This is a genomic window from Paraburkholderia sp. SECH2, from assembly GCF_030464795.1.
GTDB classification, from domain to species: Bacteria; Pseudomonadota; Gammaproteobacteria; order Burkholderiales; family Burkholderiaceae; genus Paraburkholderia; species Paraburkholderia aspalathi.
In genome coordinates this window covers 22,730-40,747 of record NZ_JALPRH010000016.1, presented here as the reverse complement: position 1 = coordinate 40,747, position 18,018 = coordinate 22,730, and the positions used below count along the sequence as shown (strand labels likewise).

Sequence of the window (18,018 nt, the reverse complement as noted above, 5' to 3'; positions counted from 1 at the left end):
TACGGCAACAGGCGAGACGCACGGCGAACGCGATGATCGGGCCCGTTTTCTGCTGAAGAGCTTCAACCGACTTTTGCGATACCGGAGCCCGCCATGAAGCGAACCTATGCCGTGCTTGCCGCCAGCCTCGTCGCGCTCGGCGCCGTCACCGCAGTGCATGCAGCTTCCCAGGACGACCAGTCCAAGGCCTGCCGCGGCGACGCGATGCATTTCTGCGCCGCCGACATTCCGAACAAGGAAAAAATCACCGCCTGCATGAAGCAGCACCTCGACGAACTTAGTCCGCCGTGCCGCGCGATGTTCAAGGGCGGCAAGAAAGATGACGCTAAAGCCAACGCTGCTTCGCAGTGACCGTAGCGGCGGCGCGCCGCTGCTTGTCAGCGAATCACGCTAATTCCTGCGCCGCAGTTGCAATTGCAGTTGCGTGCCCGCGATCCCCCGATCCGGCCCCGCGGCGCGCCGGGCGTCGTAGAATCGCTTGTTCCCGATTCCCGGAGTAGCCGCGTGCCTGACCAGCCACACCCGCAGTCACGCCCGCCACGTTTTCGTCTACCGCGCCGTGCCCGCACGCCCTGGCAGGCGCCGCGCGCCCGCACGCTCTTTACACGCCCCGCAGCCTCGCCGCAGCGCGTGCTGCTGCAGCGTATCTATCTCGTGCTCGGCCTGTGCGTGCTCGCTTTCGCCGTGCTCTATCTCGACCGCGACGGTCTGCGTGACGCCAACCGCAAGGTACTCGGCATCGTCGACCTGATGTACTTCACGATGGTCACCGTCGCCACCGTCGGTTATGGCGACATCGTGCCGGTCACCGCCCGCGCGCGGCTCATCGACGCCTTCTTCATCGTGCCGATCCGTATCGTCATCTGGTTCGTGTTTCTGGGCACTGCCTATCAGTTCGTCATTCAACGCGTCATTGAGGAATTCCGCATGAAACGCCTGCAAAAACAACTGCGCGATCACGTCGTGGTGTGCGGCTACGGCTTGAGCGGTTCGGTCGCGGTGCGCGAGCTGCTGGAAAGCGGTTTCGCCGCGGAGTCGATCGTCGTCATCGATTCGCAGCAGGACGCGCTCGAAGCGGCCACGGCGCTGGGCGTGGCGGGCCTGCTCGGCGATCCCTCGCGTGAGGATCTGTTGCAGCAGGCGCAGGTGCGCATCGCCAAAGCGGTGATCATTGCCGTCAGCGACGACGCCGTCGCGATCCTGCTCACACTGACCGTGCGCAGCGTCGCGCCGGATACGAAAATCGTCGTGCGGATTCAGGAGCAAACTTACCAGCGTCAGTTGCGCCAGGCCGGCGCGGACGTGATCGTTTCGTCGACCAAGATCGGTGGCCTGTTGCTCGCTGACGCGGTGGACAGCAACTACATCGTGCCGTTCGTCAACGATCTGCTGTCGGCGCGCGGCCGTGCCAATCTGATCGAGCGTCCGGCGACGGCGCAGGAAGTCGGCCGCTGGAGCAATGCATTGCCGGGCGCAGTGGTGGTCGGCCTGGTTCGCGCGGGGCGCATGCTGTCGTTTTACGACGACGAGCCGTGCCCGATCGAAGCAGATGACCTGCTCATGGTGATCCAGTCGTCGCGTCCGCCACGAGCAGACTCGTCGCGCTAGCCGACACAGCAACGCGCACGACCGGGTGCGCTGAATCGAATGCATCAACTCGCCTGAACAGGAAAAGCCCGCTTATGACCCGCCCGACTACGCAGATTTTCGACGCCGCCGCCACCGCGCGGCTGATCCCCTATGCACCGCTCGTCGACGCATTGAGGCGTGCGAGCATCGACTACGCGCAGCAGCGCATTGCGAGTCCCGAGCGGCTCGTCGTACCGCTCAACGAGGGCGGCATCATGCTATCGATGCCGGCCACCGCGCCCGATCTCGCGATCCACAAGCTGGTCAACGTGTGCGCGAGCAATCGGACGCGCGGCATCCCGACGATCCACGGCCAGGTGATGGCCTTCGACGCCGATACCGGCGAGACGCTCTTCATCCTCGACGGCCCGACGGTGACCGGGCGTCGCACGGCGGCGATGTCGATGCTCGGCGTACACACTTTCGCGTCCGCAACGCCGCGCGAATTCCTGCTGATCGGCACCGGCACGCAGGCGGTGAATCATCTGGAAGCGATCGGCGAACTGTTTCCCGACGCCCGCGTGTGGGTGAAGGGCAGTTCGCCCGCGCGTGCCGAGGCGTTTTGCGCCGCACATGCTGCGCAGGGTGCGCAGGGTGGCAGCGCGCGCGAACTGCAACCGCTAGCCGACCCCAACGCAACCATTCCCGATTCGATCGACGTGGTGATCGCGCTGACCACCAGCAAGCAGGCCGTCTACGACGAAGCCGGCCGCGCGGACCGGTTCGTGATCGGCGTCGGTGCGTTCACGCCGGAGATGGTCGAGATCGGCGCGCACACGATCGCAGGCAGCGCGCTGTTCGTCGACGACGAAGCCGGCGCGCGGCATGAAGCCGGCGATTTCATCCAGGCCGGTGTCGATTGGGCGCGGGTCGGCGGAATTGCCGCCGTGGTGGACAACACTGCTTTGTTGCCGTCGAAACAACCGATTGTTTTTAAAAGTGTCGGTTGCGCGGCGTGGGATCTGGCGGCCTGCCGCGTGGCGCGCGAAGCCTTGTCGGGCGGCTGATCGCGGACAGTTCGCCGCACCCGGCGCGTTGCGGCTCGGCGCTCCGGGTTGGCATCTTGCGCCAACCTGCGGCACATGTTGCCGTGCAAACAATCTCAAAACGTTGCACCATAGGCGTTTGCCAGAAAGAAGCGCCGGTCCGCCGGCGTTTTTTTGCCCTTTGTCTGTTGACTTGACGCCTACCACGACGCTGCGACCGCGCTATGACGACCCAACACGCTTCTGCCACTCCCAACCTGCCGCTCGACATGATCATCTTCGGCGGCACCGGCGACCTGTCGTTCCGCAAGCTGCTGCCCGCGCTCTACATGGCGCATCTGCACTGCAATCTGCCGCCGGATACCCGCATTCTCACGATCGGCCGCAAGCCGTGGTCGCGTGAGGAGTACATCAGCGAATTCATGGAAACGAAGGCGAAGCCCTTCATCGAAAAGAAGGCGTTCGATGCCGCCGCCTGGGACAAATTCATGGCGCTGTTCGAGTACGTGCGCATGGACGTCGATTCGGTCGAGGACTACCAGCGTCTGAAGGAAGTGTCGCGCGAAGGTGTGCGGCGCGTGTTCTATCTTGCGACCTCGCCGGATCTGTTCACGAATATTTGCGAAAACCTTTCGGCAGCGGGATTGGTCGACGAGAATTCGCGGGTCGTGCTCGAGAAACCGCTGGGCCACGATCTGGCGTCCGCGCAGGAGATCAACACGGCGGTCGGCAAGCATTTCAGCGAAGCGCAGATCTACCGGATCGACCACTACCTCGGCAAGGAAACCGTGCAGAACCTGATGGTGCTGCGCTTCGGCAATCCGATTTTCGGCCCGCTGTGGCAGGCGCCGTATATCAAGAGCGTGCAGATCACGGTGGCGGAAACGGTCGGTGTAGGCAGCCGCGCGGGCTTCTACGACAAAACCGGCGCGCTGCGCGACATGGTGCAGAACCACTTGCTGCAATTGCTGTGCATCGTTGCGATGGAGCCGCCGGTGTCGCTCGATCCGGATGCGGTGCGCGATGAAAAGCTCAAGGTGCTGCGCTCGTTGCGCCCCATGACGCCCGAGGACATCGCGCGCGATACGGTGCGCGGCCAGTACACCGCGGGCGCCGTGGACGGCGAGGCCGTGAAGGGTTATCAGGAAGAAGACAACGTGCCGGCCGGCAGCCGCGCCGAGACTTTCGTCGCGTTGCGCGCGCATATCAACAACTGGCGCTGGGCCCATGTGCCGTTTTTCCTGCGCACCGGCAAGCGGATGCAGAAGAAGGTGTCGGAGATCGTCATCGAGTTCTCCGAGTTGCCTTTCTCGATCATTCCGAACGGCAATAGCGGGCGCAACTATGGCAACCGGCTCGTGATCCAGTTGCAGCCCGAAGAGTCGATCCAGTTGCAGGTGCTTGCGAAAGAACCGGGCAGCGGCATGCATATGCTGCCGGTGAATCTGAACCTGGACTTGCAGCAGGCTTTCACCGAGCGTCGCGCGGAAGCGTACGAGCGTTTGTTGATCGACGTGATTCGCGGACGTCTCACGCACTTCATGCGGCGCGACGAACTCGAAGCTGCATGGGCGTGGGCCGAGCCGATTCTGGAAGGCTGGGCCAAGTCGGGCGACAAGCCGCGAGGTTATACGGCTGGCACGTTTGGACCAGCTGCGTCGACGGCGCTGATGGCGCGTGAAAACGCCGTGTGGGCGGAAGAGTCGCAGTAAGCGGGTTGCGCGGCTTGACGTAGGGCGGCGATCTTCAATACCGCGTGCTCGCCTTGGCGGCGATCGCCGCCGCCGCCGCGCGAGTCTCCACATGCAACTTGCCGAACACATGTTCGAGGTGCTTGTTGACCGTGCGCGGCGCCATGCCGAGGATGTCTCCGATATCGCGATTGGTCTTGCCGCGCGAAACCCATAGCAGGACTTCCGCTTCGCGGGCCGTCAGGTTGAATTGCGCGCCGAGCGCGCTGGTGTGGGCGGCGTCGTTGAATTCTTCGAGCAGGATCACCCAGTCGCCACGCGTCGCGCGGCCGAGTACCCGCGCGACGCGGCGCGCGCCGTCTGCAGCCGTCTCGAAGGCGGCTTGCAGGTCGCAGCCCGTTTCGATCCAGCGCGCCAGCCATTGACTCAGCACCGGCGGCAGACGCGGGCCGGCTTCGGCAAGAGGGGCCGGTAGCCGCGTGCCGTCGTCCACCAGATTGTCCTTCACGTTGCTCTCCGCGCTTCCATTTCTCTCCTCAGTTTGCGCGTCGCCCGATCCGTAACGCGCGAGCCGCTGCCGCGCGAGGTCGCTCTGCCATCTGATTTCTCCGCTCGCGGCGGCAATCAGCGCCGCGCGCATGCCGATTTCGAGCACCATGTCCGCCTGACGCTGCTGGCGCGAGCGCTGCACATGCGCGGCAATGCGCGCGCTGACCTCGCTCGGCTTCACGGGCTTGGTCACGTAATCGATTCCTCCGACCCGAAAGCCTTGCACGACATGTTCGCTGTCGGTCAGCGCGGTCATGAAGATCACCGGCAGATGCCGGTTGCGGGGATCGGCCTTGATCTGCCGGCAGGTTTCGAAGCCATCCATGCCGGGCATCAGCGCGTCGAGCAGCACGGCATCCGGCGTGATGCGCGCGAGGCGTTGCAAGGCGGATTGTCCGTCGAGCGCAACCAGCACCGCGTAGCCGGACGCCTGCAGCGTATCGGACAGCAGTGCGAGGTTGTCGGGCGTGTCGTCGACGATCAGCACAACCGGCTTGTCGTCGGGTAGTTCCGGTTGCGTATCAGAGGGCAGGAGCAGCGATTCATCATGCATCGGGATTGACCTGCTGGGTAGGCGCGAGCAACTGCGCGAGTTCAGTCAGCCGGAATCGTCGCGCGAGCGTGCGCAACGGTTCAAGCAGGGTAGCCAACTCCGGCGCGCCGCTCTCCGCCGCGTCGAGTTGTTCGATGAAGCCCTGCACGTAGCCCATTTCAAGCTGCGCATGCAGTTTCTCGCGCAGGGTGGCGGGCAAGCTTGCCGGCACTTCGGTCAGCGAAACGGCGGAAGCGGGCAGCGCTGTGTCAGTTGACTCGACGATCCACTGCAGTTGCAGCAATGCAGCCAGTTTGTCGAGCAGGAGCGGAATGTGTAGCGGTTTGGCGAGGTAGTCGTCACAACCGGCCGCGGCCCCTTTGTCGCGATCGTCGGCGAACGCGTTAGCCGACAGGATCAGGATCGGCGCCGCCGACAACTGGTTGTCGCGAATCAGGCGGCTCGCCTCGAAGCCGTCCATGTCCGGCATCGACACATCCATCACGATGAGGTCGGCCGACCCCGTACCGAGCCATTGCAACGCCTCCGGTCCGCTGGCCGCTTCGACTACCAGGAAGCCCAGCGGCGCAAGCGTATGCGTGACGATACGGCGCTGCTCGGTGAGATCGTCGACCACCAGCACCGTGCGGCGCGGCCCGTCGTACCCCTTGACGTTGAGCGGGCCGCTTGCCAGCAATTGCGGTGCGCGCACTTCCGGTGCGAATAGCTTGACGATAAAGCGGGTCCCGTTGCCCACCTCGCTTTGCACCTGCAGGTTGCCGCCCATCAGTTCCGTGAGCAGGCGGCAGATCGTCAGGCCGAGCCCGGCACCGTGGTCGTGTTCGCGTGCCGCCGCGCCGCGCTCGAACGGCAGGAACAGGCGCTCCAGTTCGGCAGCCGGCATGCCGGGGCCCGTGTCGATGATCTCGAAGGTGAGGGTCTCCCACGCATAGCCGGCGCGCACCTTCACCGAACCGCTCGACGTAAAGCGGATCGCATTGCCGATCAGATTGATGAGAATCTGCCGTACCCGCTTTTCGTCGACGCGTACGACTTCAGGAATGCGGCCGGTAGTCTGGAAATCGAAGTGCAGTCCTTTGTCGGTGGCCTGCGGTTCGAGCATCGCCGAGAGTTGCGTGACGAAATCCGGCAGCGAAATCTCCGTCACGTTCAGTTGCAGCTTGCCCGCCTCGATGCGGGCGACGTCGAGCAGGCCGTCAACGAGCGCCAAAAGATGCTCGCCGCTGCGATAGATCGTTGCCACTGCGTTGCGGCGGGCGGGGGGCAGTTCATCGGTGCCTTGCAGCAGCAGTTGCGCATAGCCGAGGATGCTGTTGAGCGGTGTGCGCAATTCGTGGCTCAGACCCGTCACATAGCGGCTCTTCGCGCGGTTGGCCGATTCGGCGGCGGCGCTCGCCTGCTGGAGTGCGGCGTCGGTTTTACGGTGTGCCTCGATTTCCTGCATCAGCAGTTCCGCTTGCCGCTGCGATTCCTCCTGCGTGACCTTGCGGTTCTCGTTGGCGAGCACCAGCCACCACGCGGCGATGCAGCCGACCAGCGCGAGTGCGAAAAAGGCCTTCAGATAGCCTTGAAGCAGGACGTCGTGGACCGTGGCGTCGAGATCGGGCAGGGTTCGCACGCTCTGATACCACTGCACGGCGAGCACGCCGCCAAGCAGCGTGAGCACGACGATCAACAGACCGGCGTACTGCGCGAGCCGCAGGCCGGCGGCGCCGAGCCTGAGCCGCGGGAACAGCGCATGCATTGACTTGCCGAACTGGGCCGGCAGTCGTGCGTGAGGTTTGCAGGAGTCGTTGCAGCGCGAGTCGAGTGAGCAGCAGAGCGAGCAGATCGAACCGGCGTAGGCCGGGCAGTGCGCCATGTCTTCGCGCTCGAAACTGTTTTCACAGATCACGCAGCGCAGTACCGCGCCCGCTTCGAGGTCGCGACCGTCGCGCGCCAGATAGAAGCGCCCGCGTGTGGCGATCGCCAGCAACGGCGAGCAGACGAAGGCGACCAGCAGCGCGATGAAGGACGCTAATGCTTCAGCGATCGCGCCGAAGACGCCCGCATGGGACAGCGCGGCAATCAGCGAGGCGATCACCATGGCACCCACCCCGACGGGATTGATGTCGTACAGGTGTGCCCGCTTGAACTCAATGCCGCGCGGGCTATAACCGAGCGGCTTGTTGATCACAAGATCGCCGACCACCGCGCCAATCCAGGCAATCGCCACATTCGCATAGAGTGCGAGCACCTTGCTGATGGCCTCGAATACGCCCATCTCGACAAGCAGCAGTGCGATCAGCACATTGAACACCAGCCATACCACGCGCCCCGGGTGGCTATGCGTGAGCCGCGCGAAGAAGTTCGACCACGCGAGCGAACCGGCGTAGGCGTTGGTGACGTTGATTTTCAGTTGCGAGACGATCACCAGCAGCGTCATCGCGGCGAGTGCGCCTTCAGGCGAGTGGAACACGTAGTGATACGCGACCAGATACATCTGGGTCGGCTCGACGGCTTTCACCGGGTCGATTTCGTGCTCGATTGCGAGGAAGGCAAGAAACGCCCCACCCAGCATTTTCAAAGCGCCAGGCACGATCCAGCCAGGCCCGGCCGAGATCAGCGCGACCCACCAGCGCACGCGATTTGCGCGTGTGCGCGGCGGCAGGAAGCGCAGATAGTCGACCTGTTCGCCGATCTGCACGATCAGAGAAAACACTACCGTGCAGCCGGCACCGAAGGAGACCAGGTTGAATTCGCGGCCGTCCGCCGAAAGACCACCGAAGGTGACCCATTCGGCGAGCAGGTGCGGCTCACGCCACAGCACGACGGCGTAGGGCACGACGAGCAGCACGAGCCATACAGGCTGGGTCCAGCCTTGCAAGCGGTTGATGAAGGTGATGCCGAAGGTCACCACCGGAATGATGACGAGCGCGCTGATCACGTAGGCGACCGATAGCGGGACCTTCAGATACAGCTCGAGCGCGAGCGACATGATGGCCGCTTCGAGCGCGAAGAATACAAAGGTGAAGATCGCGTAGATCAGCGACGTCAGCGTGGAGCCCAGATAGCCGAAGCCGGCGCCGCGCGTAAGCAGGTCCATGTCGACGCCGTTGCGCGCGGCGTAGTAGCTGATCGGTATGCCGGTCAAAAAGATCAGGACCGAGACGGCGAGGATCGCGTAGACCGCGTTCGTAAAGCCGTAGTTCACCACCAGCGCACCGCCGATTGCTTCCAGCACGAGGAACGATACCGCACCAATCGCCGTATTCGCGACCCGGAACTCCGACCAGCGCCGGAATGTACGCGGCGTGAAGCGCAGCGCGTAATCCTCGAGCGTTTCGTCGCCGACCCATGCGTTGTAGTCACGGCGAATCTTGACGATGCGTTGCGTGCCGCCGGACGGTGGGCGCGATGCCCCAGCTTGGGTGGCCGGGTCGGCGGGGCGCGGGGGCTGTGACTCTGTTTGGTGCATCGAGGCTTGTCGTCGACGGGTTCCGGGGCTAACGGTGCGGCCATGCAAATTGCATTCCATTCGAATGCCGGCACGACACCGTCATGCCATGGGCGGCGCTGCGTCGGCACCGCTCGCGCGCCATGCCGACGCGATTATAGGGAGCGGATTTTTGCCGCGCCCTACGTCAACTGACGTATTGGGCCGCGCAAATTGGCTACCTACCTTTCGTTCCGTCGACACCGCCAGCCGGTTCCCAGCGCGGGTCGCCCGACTACGACCACAAGGAGAATTCGATGTCACACGACGACCAGAACGAGTCTGGCATGCCTTCGGCGCTGCGCCGCAAACTCTTGATGGGCCTCGCCGCCGCGCCCGCGCTCGCCATCTCCGGTGTCGCACGGGCCCAGCAGTATCCGACCGCGAAGGTCAACACCACGCACCTCGCGGTGACCGATACGGAAGTGACAGTCGGCCAGTTGCACTCGGCAACCGGCACGATGGCGATCTCCGAAACCGGCTCGATTCAGGCGGAGCGTCTCGCGATCGAGCAGATCAACGCAGCAGGCGGCATTCTCGGCCGTCAGATCAAGATCATTCAGGAAGACGGCGCGTCCGATTGGCCGACCTTCGCGGAGAAGTCGAAGAAGCTGCTCGAAAACGATCACGTGGCGGCCGTATTCGGTTGCTGGACTTCGGCGTCGCGCAAAGCCGTGTTGCCGATCTTCGAACGCGATAACGGCCTCTTGTACTACCCGACGTTCTACGAAGGGCTCGAGCAATCGAAGAACGTGTTCTACACCGGGCAGGAAGCGACCCAGCAGATTCTCTGGGGGCTGAACTGGGCGAACCAGACGAAGAAGGCGAAGAGTTTCTTCCTGATTGGCTCCGACTATATCTGGCCGCGCACGTCGAACAAGATTGCGCGCAAGCATATCGAGCAGCATCTGAGCGGTTGCAAGGTAGTCGGCGAAGAGTACTACCCGCTCGGCACCACTAACTTCAACTCGTTGATCAACAAGATCAAGATCGCCAAGCCCGATTGCATCTACGCGATCATCGTTGGCGGTTCCAACGTGGCGTTCTACAAGCAGCTGAAAGCGGCCGGCATCACTGCGGACAAGCAGTTCCTGCTGACCATCTCGGTGACCGAGGACGAAGTGCTTGGGATCGGCGGCGAAAACGTCGCGGGCTTCTATTCGGCGATGAAGTATTTCGAATCGCTCGACAACGACAACAACAAGAAATTCGTCGCGGCGTTCAAGGCCAAGTACGGACCGAAGTCGGTGATCGGCGACGTCACCCAGGCCGCCTATCTCGGGCCATGGCTGTGGAAAGCGGCGGTGGAAAAGGCCGGCAGCTTCGACGTCGACAAGGTCGTCGCCGCATCGCCCAGCATCGAGTTGAAGAGCGCGCCGGAAGGCTACGTGAAGATCCATGCAAACCATCACTTGTGGAGCCGCACACGCATCGGTCAGGCGCAGGCGGACGGCCAGTTCAAGGTGGTGGCCGAGTCGCCCGATCTGATCGAGCCGAACCCGTTCCCCAAGGGTTATCAGTGAAACGCGAATCAGCCGCGAATCAGGCGCGCTGCCGCCACGTGAGCGCGCGCGGATTATTTCGAGGAGAGAGTCATGTCGGCTTCAGACATTCTTAACGTCACGCTGATGCAGGGCTTTGCCGGCCTGAGCCTGTTCAGTGTGCTGCTGCTGATGGGGCTGGGGCTGGCGGTGATCTTCGGCCAGATGGGCGTCATCAACATGGCGCATGGCGAGTTCATGACGATTGGCGCGTACACGATCTACATGTTCTCGCAACTGGCCGACAACTACTGGCATGGCTACGCGCCGGTGTACTTTCCGATCGCGATCTGCGCGGCCTTCGTGCTGGCGTTCGCGGCAGGCTGGGTGGCGGAGTGGGCGCTGATCCGCCACCTGTACCGGCGTCCGCTCGACACGCTGCTGGCGACCTGGGGCCTGAGCCTCGGGATGCAGCAGGTGTTTCGCTCGGTGTTCGGCCCGAAGGAGGTGAGCCCCACGCTGCCGGACTGGCTGATGGGTTCGTGGTCGCCGAAGCCGGGTCTCGACATCCCGATCAACGGACTGTTCGTGATGAGCCTCGCGGTGCTGATGACCGGCGGCGTACTGCTGGCGCTGTATCGCTCGCGCTGGGGACTACGAGTGCGCGCCACCGTCGCGAACCGGCAGATGGCGAACGCAGCTGGCATCGATACCCGCAAGACTGACCGGTTGACCTTCGCGATCGGCTGCGGGATCGCGGGCGTGGCGGGCGCCGCGTTCACGGCGATCGGCTCGACGGGACCGACCAGCGGGTCGCTCTACATCGTCGATTCGTTCCTGGTGGTGACGTTCGGCGGCGCGGCGAGTTTGCTCGGCACGGTGGCGTCCGCGTTCGGCATCGCGCAGATGCAGTCGATCAGCGAATTCTTCATGACCGGCTCATCGGCTCGTGTGGTGACGCTGCTCACCATCGTCGTTGTGCTGATGTTGCGGCCGCAAGGGCTCTTCGCTTCGAAGGTGCGCCGTGCCTGAGCACTCATCGACTGCGTCACTGAACGGCCTTTTCAATCGCTTCAGCCCGGAGAAACGAATATGGACCAGCTGAACCCTTCCGCCGGCGCGTCCGTCGCGCCGGACCCCGCCGCGGGCCGCGCCGGCTTGCGGCATGCGCTGAAGCGCTGGCTGACGGGCGATGGCTACGGCAGCATCGTCGTGCTGGCGCTGCTGATTCTCGTGGTGTTTCCACTCGCGCTCGATGTGTTCCGCCTGAACCTGATGGGCAAGTATCTGACCTACGCGTTCGTCGCTGTTGGGCTCGTGATGGCGTGGGGCTACGGCGGTGTCCTGAGCCTCGGGCAGGGCGTGTTCTTCGGCCTCGGCGGCTACTGCATGGCGATGTTTCTGAAGCTCGAAGCTTCGGACCCGATCAGCACAAAGATCCAGTCGACGCCGGGCATTCCCGACTTCATGGACTGGAATCAGTTGACCGCCTTGCCGTTCTGGTGGAAGCCGTTTCATTCGCTGCCGTTTGCGCTGGCGGCGGTACTGGCCGTGCCGTGCGCGCTCGCGTTCGTGGTCGGCTTCGCGATGTTCAAGCGACGCGTGGGTGGCGTCTACTTCGCGATCATCACGCAGGCGGTGGCGCTGATCCTGTCGGTGCTGATCATCGGCCAACAGGGCTATACCGGTGGCGTGAACGGCATCACCGATCTGCGCACGCTGCTCGGCTGGGATATTCGCGGCGATGGAGCAAAGCTGATCCTGTACTTCGTCAACGCGGTGCTGCTGCTCGTGGCCATTGTCTGCTGCCGGCAGATCCAGCGCAGCAAGCTCGGCACCTTGCTGCTCGCAATGCGCGACAAGGAGGACCGGGTGCGCTTCTCCGGCTACGACGTCGCCATGTTCAAGGTGTTCGCGTTTTGCATCGCCGCTGTGCTCGCGGCGGTCGGCGGGGCGATGTTCACGCTGCAGGTCGGTTTCATGTCGCCGTCGTTCGTGGGCATCGTGCCGTCCATCGAGATGGTGATCTACGCCGCGGTGGGTGGGCGCATGTCGCTGGTGGGCGCGGTCTATGGCGCGGTGCTCGTCAACCTCGGCAAGACGTGGTTCTCCGAGAGTTTCCCGAATCTGTGGCTGTTCCTGATGGCCGCGCTCTTCATCGGCGTCGTGATGGCGTTTCCGAACGGGCTGGCGGGTCTCTACGACAGCCACGTCAAACCATGGCTCGCGCGCCTCGGCGCAAGGAGCGCTTCATGAGCAATACCGATTTCGTGCTGGCCGTCGAAGGCCTGAGCGTGTCGTTCGATGGTTTCAAGGCCATCGATTCGTTGAACCTGTATGTCGATCGCGGGGAGTTGCGCGTGGTGATCGGGCCGAACGGCGCGGGCAAGACGACGCTGCTCGATCTGATCTGCGGCAAGACGCGAGCGAGCGAAGGCAGCATCAAGTTTCGCAACGAGGAGATGACGCGGCTGCCGGAGTTTCGCCGCGTGCGCAAAGGGATTGGCCGCAAGTTCCAGACGCCGTCGATATACGAAAACCTCTCGGTGTTCCAGAACCTCGAGGTGTCGTTCCCGCGCGGGCGGGGCGTCTTTGGCGCGCTGACGTTCCGGCGCACCAGCGATGTGCTCGATCGCGTGCGCAACGTGGCCGGTGAAATCGGCCTTGAAAACCAGCTCGATCTCGAGGCCGGGCTGCTGTCGCACGGACAGAAGCAGTGGCTGGAAATCGGCATGTTGCTGATGCAGGAGCCGGAACTGCTGATGCTCGACGAGCCGATTGCCGGCATGAGCGTGCGCGAGCGCGAGGTGACGGCCGAGCTGCTCAAACGGATCTGCCAGAACCGCTCGATGATCGTGATCGAGCATGACATGGCGTTTGTCGCGCAGATCGCCCACAAGGTCACCGTGATGCACCAGGGAAAGATTCTCGCCGAAGGGGCGATGGAACAGGTGCAGGCTGATCCGCGCGTCATCGACGTTTATCTCGGCCACTGAGCCGGCTATCGAGTCGTTCACGGAGGAGCCCAGCATGTTGAATGTCGACGACGTATTCGTCAGTTACGGCCAGAGTGAAGCGCTGCATGGCATCAGCTTCAACGCCGCCCACAACGAAACCGTGGCGATCATGGGACGCAACGGCATGGGCAAGACCACGCTGTTCAAGTCGCTGATCGGCATTTTGCCGCTTAAGGCAGGTTCGGTGCAGGTAGACGGTGAGGAGGTGTCGCGTGACGAGAGTTTCCGACGGGTCGCCAAAGGCATCGCCTATGTGCCGCAAGGCCGGCAGATTTTCGCCACGCTGAGTGTCGAAGAGAATATCCAGACCGGTCTCGAGAATGCCCCCACGAAGACGGTACCCGAGGAGATCTACGCACTGTTCCCAGTGCTTTACGACATGCGCACCCGCAAGGGCGGCAACCTGTCCGGCGGCCAGCAGCAACAACTGGCGATTGCCCGCGCACTCGTCACCCAGCCCAAAGTGTTGTTGCTTGACGAGCCGACCGAGGGCATCCAGCCGTCGATCATCAAGGACATTGCCAAAGCATTGAACGAGATCCGCAAGCTGCGCGATATCACGATCGTCGTATCGGAGCAGGTGCTGAGTTTTGCGCTCGACGTCGCGGATCGGCTGTTCGTCATCGAAGGCGGCCGGCTCGTGCACGAGAGTCCGCGCAGCGCCGTCGACACCGCAAAGATTCGCGAATACCTGTCGGTGTGAGCCGACTGTCTGTCATTTCCAGGAGGAGGGTTTGCAATGGCTGAAACGCTAATCAAGGTCGACCTGAAACAGTCGGCCTACGACAACGAAAACGTCCACAACCGCTGGCACCCGGACATCCCGATGGCCTGCTGGGTCAATCCCGGCGACGATTTCATTCTCGAAACCTACGATTGGACCGGCGGTTTCATCAAGAACAACGATAGCGCTGACGACGTGCGCGATATCGACCTGTCGATCGTGCACTTTCTGTCGGGACCGGTCGGCGTCAAGGGCGCGGAGCCGGGCGATCTGCTGGTAGTCGATCTGCTCGATATCGGCGCCAGGCAGGAAAGCCAGTGGGGCTTCAATGGCTTCTTCTCGAAGAAGAACGGCGGCGGCTTCCTGACCGATCATTTCCCGCAGGCGCAAAAGTCGATCTGGGACTTTCATGGTCTCTATACCAGTTCGCGGCATATTCCCGGCGTGAACTTCGCGGGGCTGATTCACCCGGGGCTGATCGGGTGCCTGCCCGATCCGAAGATGCTGGCGACGTGGAATGAACGCGAGGCGGCGCTGATCGCCACGGACCCGCAACGCGTGCCCGGCCTCGCCAATCCGCCGTTCGCGGCGACGGCGCACATGGGCCGACTCGCCGGCGACGCTCACGCCAAAGCTGCTGCCGAAGGGGCGCGCACCGTGCCGCCGCGTGAGCATGGCGGCAATTGCGACATCAAGGATTTGTCGCGAGGCTCGAAGGTGTATTTCCCCGTGTATGTCGACGGCGCGGGCCTATCGGTCGGCGACCTGCACTTCAGTCAGGGCGACGGCGAAATCACTTTCTGCGGCGCGATCGAAATGGCCGGCTGGGTGCATATGAAAGTCGAGCTGATCAAGGGCGGCATGGCGAAGTACGGCATCAGGAATCCGATCTTCAAACCGAGCCCGATCACACCGAACTACAACGACTACCTGATTTTTGAAGGTATCTCGGTCGATGAGCAGGGCAAACAGCACTACCTGGACGTGCATATCGCATACCGGCAGGCTTGCCTGAACGCGATTGAATATCTGACGAAGTTCGGCTATTCACGCGCGCAGGCCTATTCGATTCTTGGTACTGCGCCTGTACAAGGGCATATCAGCGGCGTGGTCGATGTGCCGAATGCGTGCGCCACGCTGTGGTTGCCCACGCAGATCTTCGACTTCGACATCCGGCCGAGTTCGGCCGGGCCGGTCAGGCACATAGCGGGTGGGGTGGATCTGCCGCTGTCGCCGGATCTGGTCTGACGCGTGTCTTATCGAGCGGGCGCGATAGCGCGTGCCGAGGCCGCCGCGCAACCAGTACGGCGGCCATCCGACATGCGGGCGATGTAAATACCGATCCACCGATCTTTAGAGGGCAGCACGATGCCGACTTACGATTACCGTTGCGATACCTGCGGCCCCTTTGCCGCGATACGCCGCGTCGCCGAACGCGATACGGCTTGCGCGTGTCCCGCTTGCACCGCACCGGCGCAGCGCATGCTGAGCCTGCCGGCGTTGTCGCTGATGCCGACGGCCGCGCGTGCCGGTCACCAGACTAACGAACGCTCCGCGCATGCGCCGCAGCGTTCGGGCGAATACACGCATCGTCATGGGCCGGGGTGCGGGTGCGGGTCGAAGGCGTCCGCGGGTGCGACGACCCAAGGCGGCCTCAAGACCAATCCTGGCGGCCGGCCGTGGATGATCAGCCACTGACCCGTCATACAGGGCTGTGCTCCGGGCAGCGGTTTATTAGCGACGTCGCGGTGCCAACGCGACCGGACACAAGGGGTCCCTTAACGTTCTAAGGCAGCGAAATCGTCAACGTGGCCGATTGCGGGCCGAGCTTGACCACCTGCGAATACGGAGCCAGCGTGCGCAACGTCTGATCTTTCAGGTAGGTGTTCAGCCCGAGATAAGCGAGCAGCCCGACCAGCGCGAACACCGCGCCGATCGACCACAACGGCACCTCGCGCTTGAGCCGGTGCGCGACCTGATCCGGCAGCGGCCAATGCGGCGCGAACGGTGCACGCTTGCCCTTCATATGCGCGATTTCGTCGCCGATGCGCGCGGTCAGATAGGCGAGCTTCTCCGGTCCTTCGAGCAGATACTTGCCCTGGAAGCCGAGCAGCAGGCACATGTGGAACACTTCGAGCGACTGCAAACGCGCGGCGCCCTGCGCACGGCATTCCTCCAGATACTGGAAGAATTTCTCGCCAGCCAGTTGCTCGCCGAACAGCACCAGTTGCAACGGCCGGCGCTCCCATTCCGTGCGGATCTTGAAGGTCGACGACAACACCGATTCGTCGATCGCGGCGCAGAACGCAAACTTCGACGCGTAGACATCTTCCGCCGACGCATTGAGCTTTTTCGCGCCGCGCTCGAAGTCGCCGAGAAACTGCTGGATACGCTGGCTGAATTCGTGCGCGTCGCCGGGCTCGCGGCCGTTCTTCAACAGAAACAGCATGAAGAAGCCGTCGTAGAGCAGATCGAGCAGGGAGCGGACCTGATAGCTCGGCTCGGTCATGGGGGCGGGCGTCGCGGCAGGCGTGCTGCCGCCAAACAGGGAAGGCGCGTAGCTCATGATGTGACGGCGATCAGTTCGAGTTGAAGATCGTTGATGCCCGACGGCGCGTAGATCATTGCCGATTGGGCCTGCAACATGCGGTCATACAATGCGCCGCGCGATTCGCAAGAGAAGTAGCATGCGCCCGGCCGCACCGGAATGGCGGGCGGCACTTGCGGCGTGTAGACGAGGCGCACACCCGGCATGGCCGAGAGCACCAGCTTGTCGACGTCGTCCGGCGCGCCGACCTTGAAGCGGGCGGGTACGGCTTCGACGAGTTCGGCGGTCGGCATGTCCGCCGACACCGCGATGTAGAACATCGTTTTGTCGTCGATCTTGCCTGAGTCGAGACGGCCCGCATGGAACGACGGGCGCACTTCTTCGAGTGCGATCGCGAAGTAACGCGTGGAGATCACCGTTTCGAGCAGATCGCGCAAGATCGTGTCGAGGCGCGCAAAGCCGGGCCCCGGATCGTCGTGCCGGTAAGCCGGCAGATCGGACAGCGCATAGCCCTTCGAAAACGTCATCAACTGGCCGGCCAGACGCAGCAATTCCTGGAACAGGCGCTCAGGATGCAGCGCCGAATGCTGATACAGATGCGCGAGCGAGGCAAACGCGGCGCTCGCGGTGTGCAGCAGCCAGAACGACGCGATGTCGCCCGAGCGGAACTCGATGATGTTCTTGGTCGGCTCGCGGTGAAAACCATACAGTGCGTTGACCTTGGCCTGCAGCGCGTCGATCAGTTGACGCAGCCGTTGGTGCAGGATCGGCGACGCGTCGATCGCGAGGCAGGGCGGCACGAACGTGTCGTCGATTTCAAAACCCGAGGTGGCGGTGCGGCGCACGCGCACGAGCGGCACCGACAGCAGCTGGTCGCGCGGCTCGCTATGCGCAATGAGTTTGACGCTGGTCTTCAGGAAGGTGATGTCGGCTTCGGCGGCGTCGGTGAAATGATCGGCCACCGGCGTTTGCTCGCTGACGTAACGCGATACGAAACCCGCATTGCTATCTTGTGAATAGTTCGCGCCGGCTTCGCGCAGCGGATGCAGCGCGAGATAAAAGGTAAATTCGTTGATGCCGTCTGGCAGCGTGTCGAGCGCGATCGGCGGTGGCAGGCCGTCGGCTTGCGGCGCGGAGTAGAGCGCGCCATCCGGAAACACCAGTGAGAGTTCGCTCACGCGCAGCACGTTGCTGCCGAGCGCGTCGCGGTCGAAGCGCGCCGAACGCACGCCCCAGTTGTACGGCTGGATTGCCTGGATCGATTCGAACAGGCGCGCCTCGTGATAGGCGTCCTGACGCTGAAAATGCTGCGGCCTCAGAAACAGGCCTTCCCCCCAGAGCACTTTTGCTGAATAACTCATCTCA

General features: G+C 63.2%; 15 protein-coding genes. 11 read left to right on the top strand and 4 right to left on the bottom strand.

The genetic code is table 11. The features are described from left to right. Positions 1-93 precede the first annotated feature (93 nt). The 4 genes from M0D66_RS24075 to zwf all read left to right on the top strand — a co-directional run bounded on the left by M0D66_RS24075 (position 94) and on the right by zwf (position 4,327). Positions 94-351, top strand: coding sequence for a hypothetical protein (locus M0D66_RS24075; protein ID WP_093638393.1), 258 nt, complete (start codon positions 94-96; stop codon positions 349-351). Between the two features lie 153 nt (positions 352-504). Further along, entirely contained in the window at positions 505-1,608 is a 1,104-nt protein-coding gene (locus tag M0D66_RS24070; RefSeq protein WP_200653287.1) for a TrkA family potassium uptake protein, read from the top strand. 74 nt (positions 1,609-1,682) lie between these two features. Continuing rightward, positions 1,683-2,636 carry a bifunctional Delta(1)-pyrroline-2-carboxylate/Delta(1)-piperideine-2-carboxylate reductase gene (lhpI, locus tag M0D66_RS24065; protein WP_266211726.1) on the top strand — a complete coding sequence of 318 codons (954 nt, stop codon included), beginning with the start codon at positions 1,683-1,685 and terminating at the stop codon, positions 2,634-2,636. 203 nt (positions 2,637-2,839) lie between these two features. Next, positions 2,840-4,327 (top strand): glucose-6-phosphate dehydrogenase, encoded by a 1,488-nt coding sequence (gene zwf, locus M0D66_RS24060; protein ID WP_093638403.1) that lies wholly within the window; start codon positions 2,840-2,842, stop codon positions 4,325-4,327. A 34-nt stretch (positions 4,328-4,361) separates the two neighbouring features. Here the strand turns inward: zwf and M0D66_RS24055 are convergent, their stop codons facing one another. Both M0D66_RS24055 and M0D66_RS24050 read right to left on the bottom strand, forming a co-directional pair. Then, complete coding sequence (locus M0D66_RS24055) at positions 4,362-5,408, bottom strand: response regulator transcription factor (protein WP_266211725.1); 1,047 nt, start codon at positions 5,406-5,408, stop codon at positions 4,362-4,364. Beyond that, positions 5,401-8,925: an ATP-binding protein gene (locus tag M0D66_RS24050; protein ID WP_200619742.1), complete on the bottom strand. Its 3,525-nt coding sequence runs from the start codon at positions 8,923-8,925 to the stop codon at positions 5,401-5,403. Before M0D66_RS24050 ends, M0D66_RS24055 begins: the two co-directional genes overlap by 8 nt. A 215-nt stretch (positions 8,926-9,140) precedes the next feature. On the opposite strand from M0D66_RS24050, the gene urtA reads away from it, so the two are divergent. The 7 genes from urtA to M0D66_RS24015 all read left to right on the top strand — a co-directional run bounded on the left by urtA (position 9,141) and on the right by M0D66_RS24015 (position 15,803). Further along, entirely contained in the window at positions 9,141-10,406 is a 1,266-nt protein-coding gene (gene urtA, locus M0D66_RS24045; RefSeq protein WP_266211724.1) for an urea ABC transporter substrate-binding protein, read from the top strand. Positions 10,407-10,478: 72 nt separating this feature from the next. Then, the gene (gene urtB / locus M0D66_RS24040) at positions 10,479-11,396 is read left to right on the top strand and encodes an urea ABC transporter permease subunit UrtB (protein WP_093638411.1); all 918 of its coding nucleotides are present in this window, start codon (positions 10,479-10,481) and stop codon (positions 11,394-11,396) included. Between the two features lie 60 nt (positions 11,397-11,456). Then, complete coding sequence (gene urtC / locus M0D66_RS24035) at positions 11,457-12,620, top strand: urea ABC transporter permease subunit UrtC (protein ID WP_093638414.1); 1,164 nt, start codon at positions 11,457-11,459, stop codon at positions 12,618-12,620. Then, positions 12,617-13,360 carry an urea ABC transporter ATP-binding protein UrtD gene (urtD, locus tag M0D66_RS24030; protein WP_266211723.1) on the top strand — a complete coding sequence of 248 codons (744 nt, stop codon included), beginning with the start codon at positions 12,617-12,619 and terminating at the stop codon, positions 13,358-13,360. Before urtC ends, urtD begins: the two co-directional genes overlap by 4 nt. 34 nt (positions 13,361-13,394) lie before the next feature. Further along, positions 13,395-14,084: an urea ABC transporter ATP-binding subunit UrtE gene (gene urtE / locus M0D66_RS24025; protein WP_054036482.1), complete on the top strand. Its 690-nt coding sequence runs from the start codon at positions 13,395-13,397 to the stop codon at positions 14,082-14,084. A 36-nt stretch (positions 14,085-14,120) separates the two neighbouring features. After that, positions 14,121-15,353 (top strand): formamidase, encoded by a 1,233-nt coding sequence (gene fmdA / locus M0D66_RS24020; RefSeq protein ID WP_266211722.1) that lies wholly within the window; start codon positions 14,121-14,123, stop codon positions 15,351-15,353. Between the two features lie 120 nt (positions 15,354-15,473). Beyond that, positions 15,474-15,803 (top strand): FmdB family zinc ribbon protein, encoded by a 330-nt coding sequence (locus tag M0D66_RS24015; RefSeq protein WP_200653276.1) that lies wholly within the window; start codon positions 15,474-15,476, stop codon positions 15,801-15,803. An 88-nt stretch (positions 15,804-15,891) separates the two neighbouring features. On the opposite strand, the gene icmH is transcribed toward M0D66_RS24015, so the two are convergent. Together icmH and tssK are read right to left on the bottom strand one after the other, a co-directional pair. Continuing rightward, a complete protein-coding gene (gene icmH, locus M0D66_RS24010) occupies positions 15,892-16,671 on the bottom strand; it encodes a type IVB secretion system protein IcmH/DotU (protein WP_093638426.1) in 780 nt (259 codons plus the stop codon). Beyond that, complete coding sequence (tssK, locus tag M0D66_RS24005; protein WP_093638429.1) at positions 16,668-18,014, bottom strand: type VI secretion system baseplate subunit TssK; 1,347 nt, start codon at positions 18,012-18,014, stop codon at positions 16,668-16,670. Before tssK ends, icmH begins: the two co-directional genes overlap by 4 nt. Positions 18,015-18,018 lie beyond the last annotated feature (4 nt).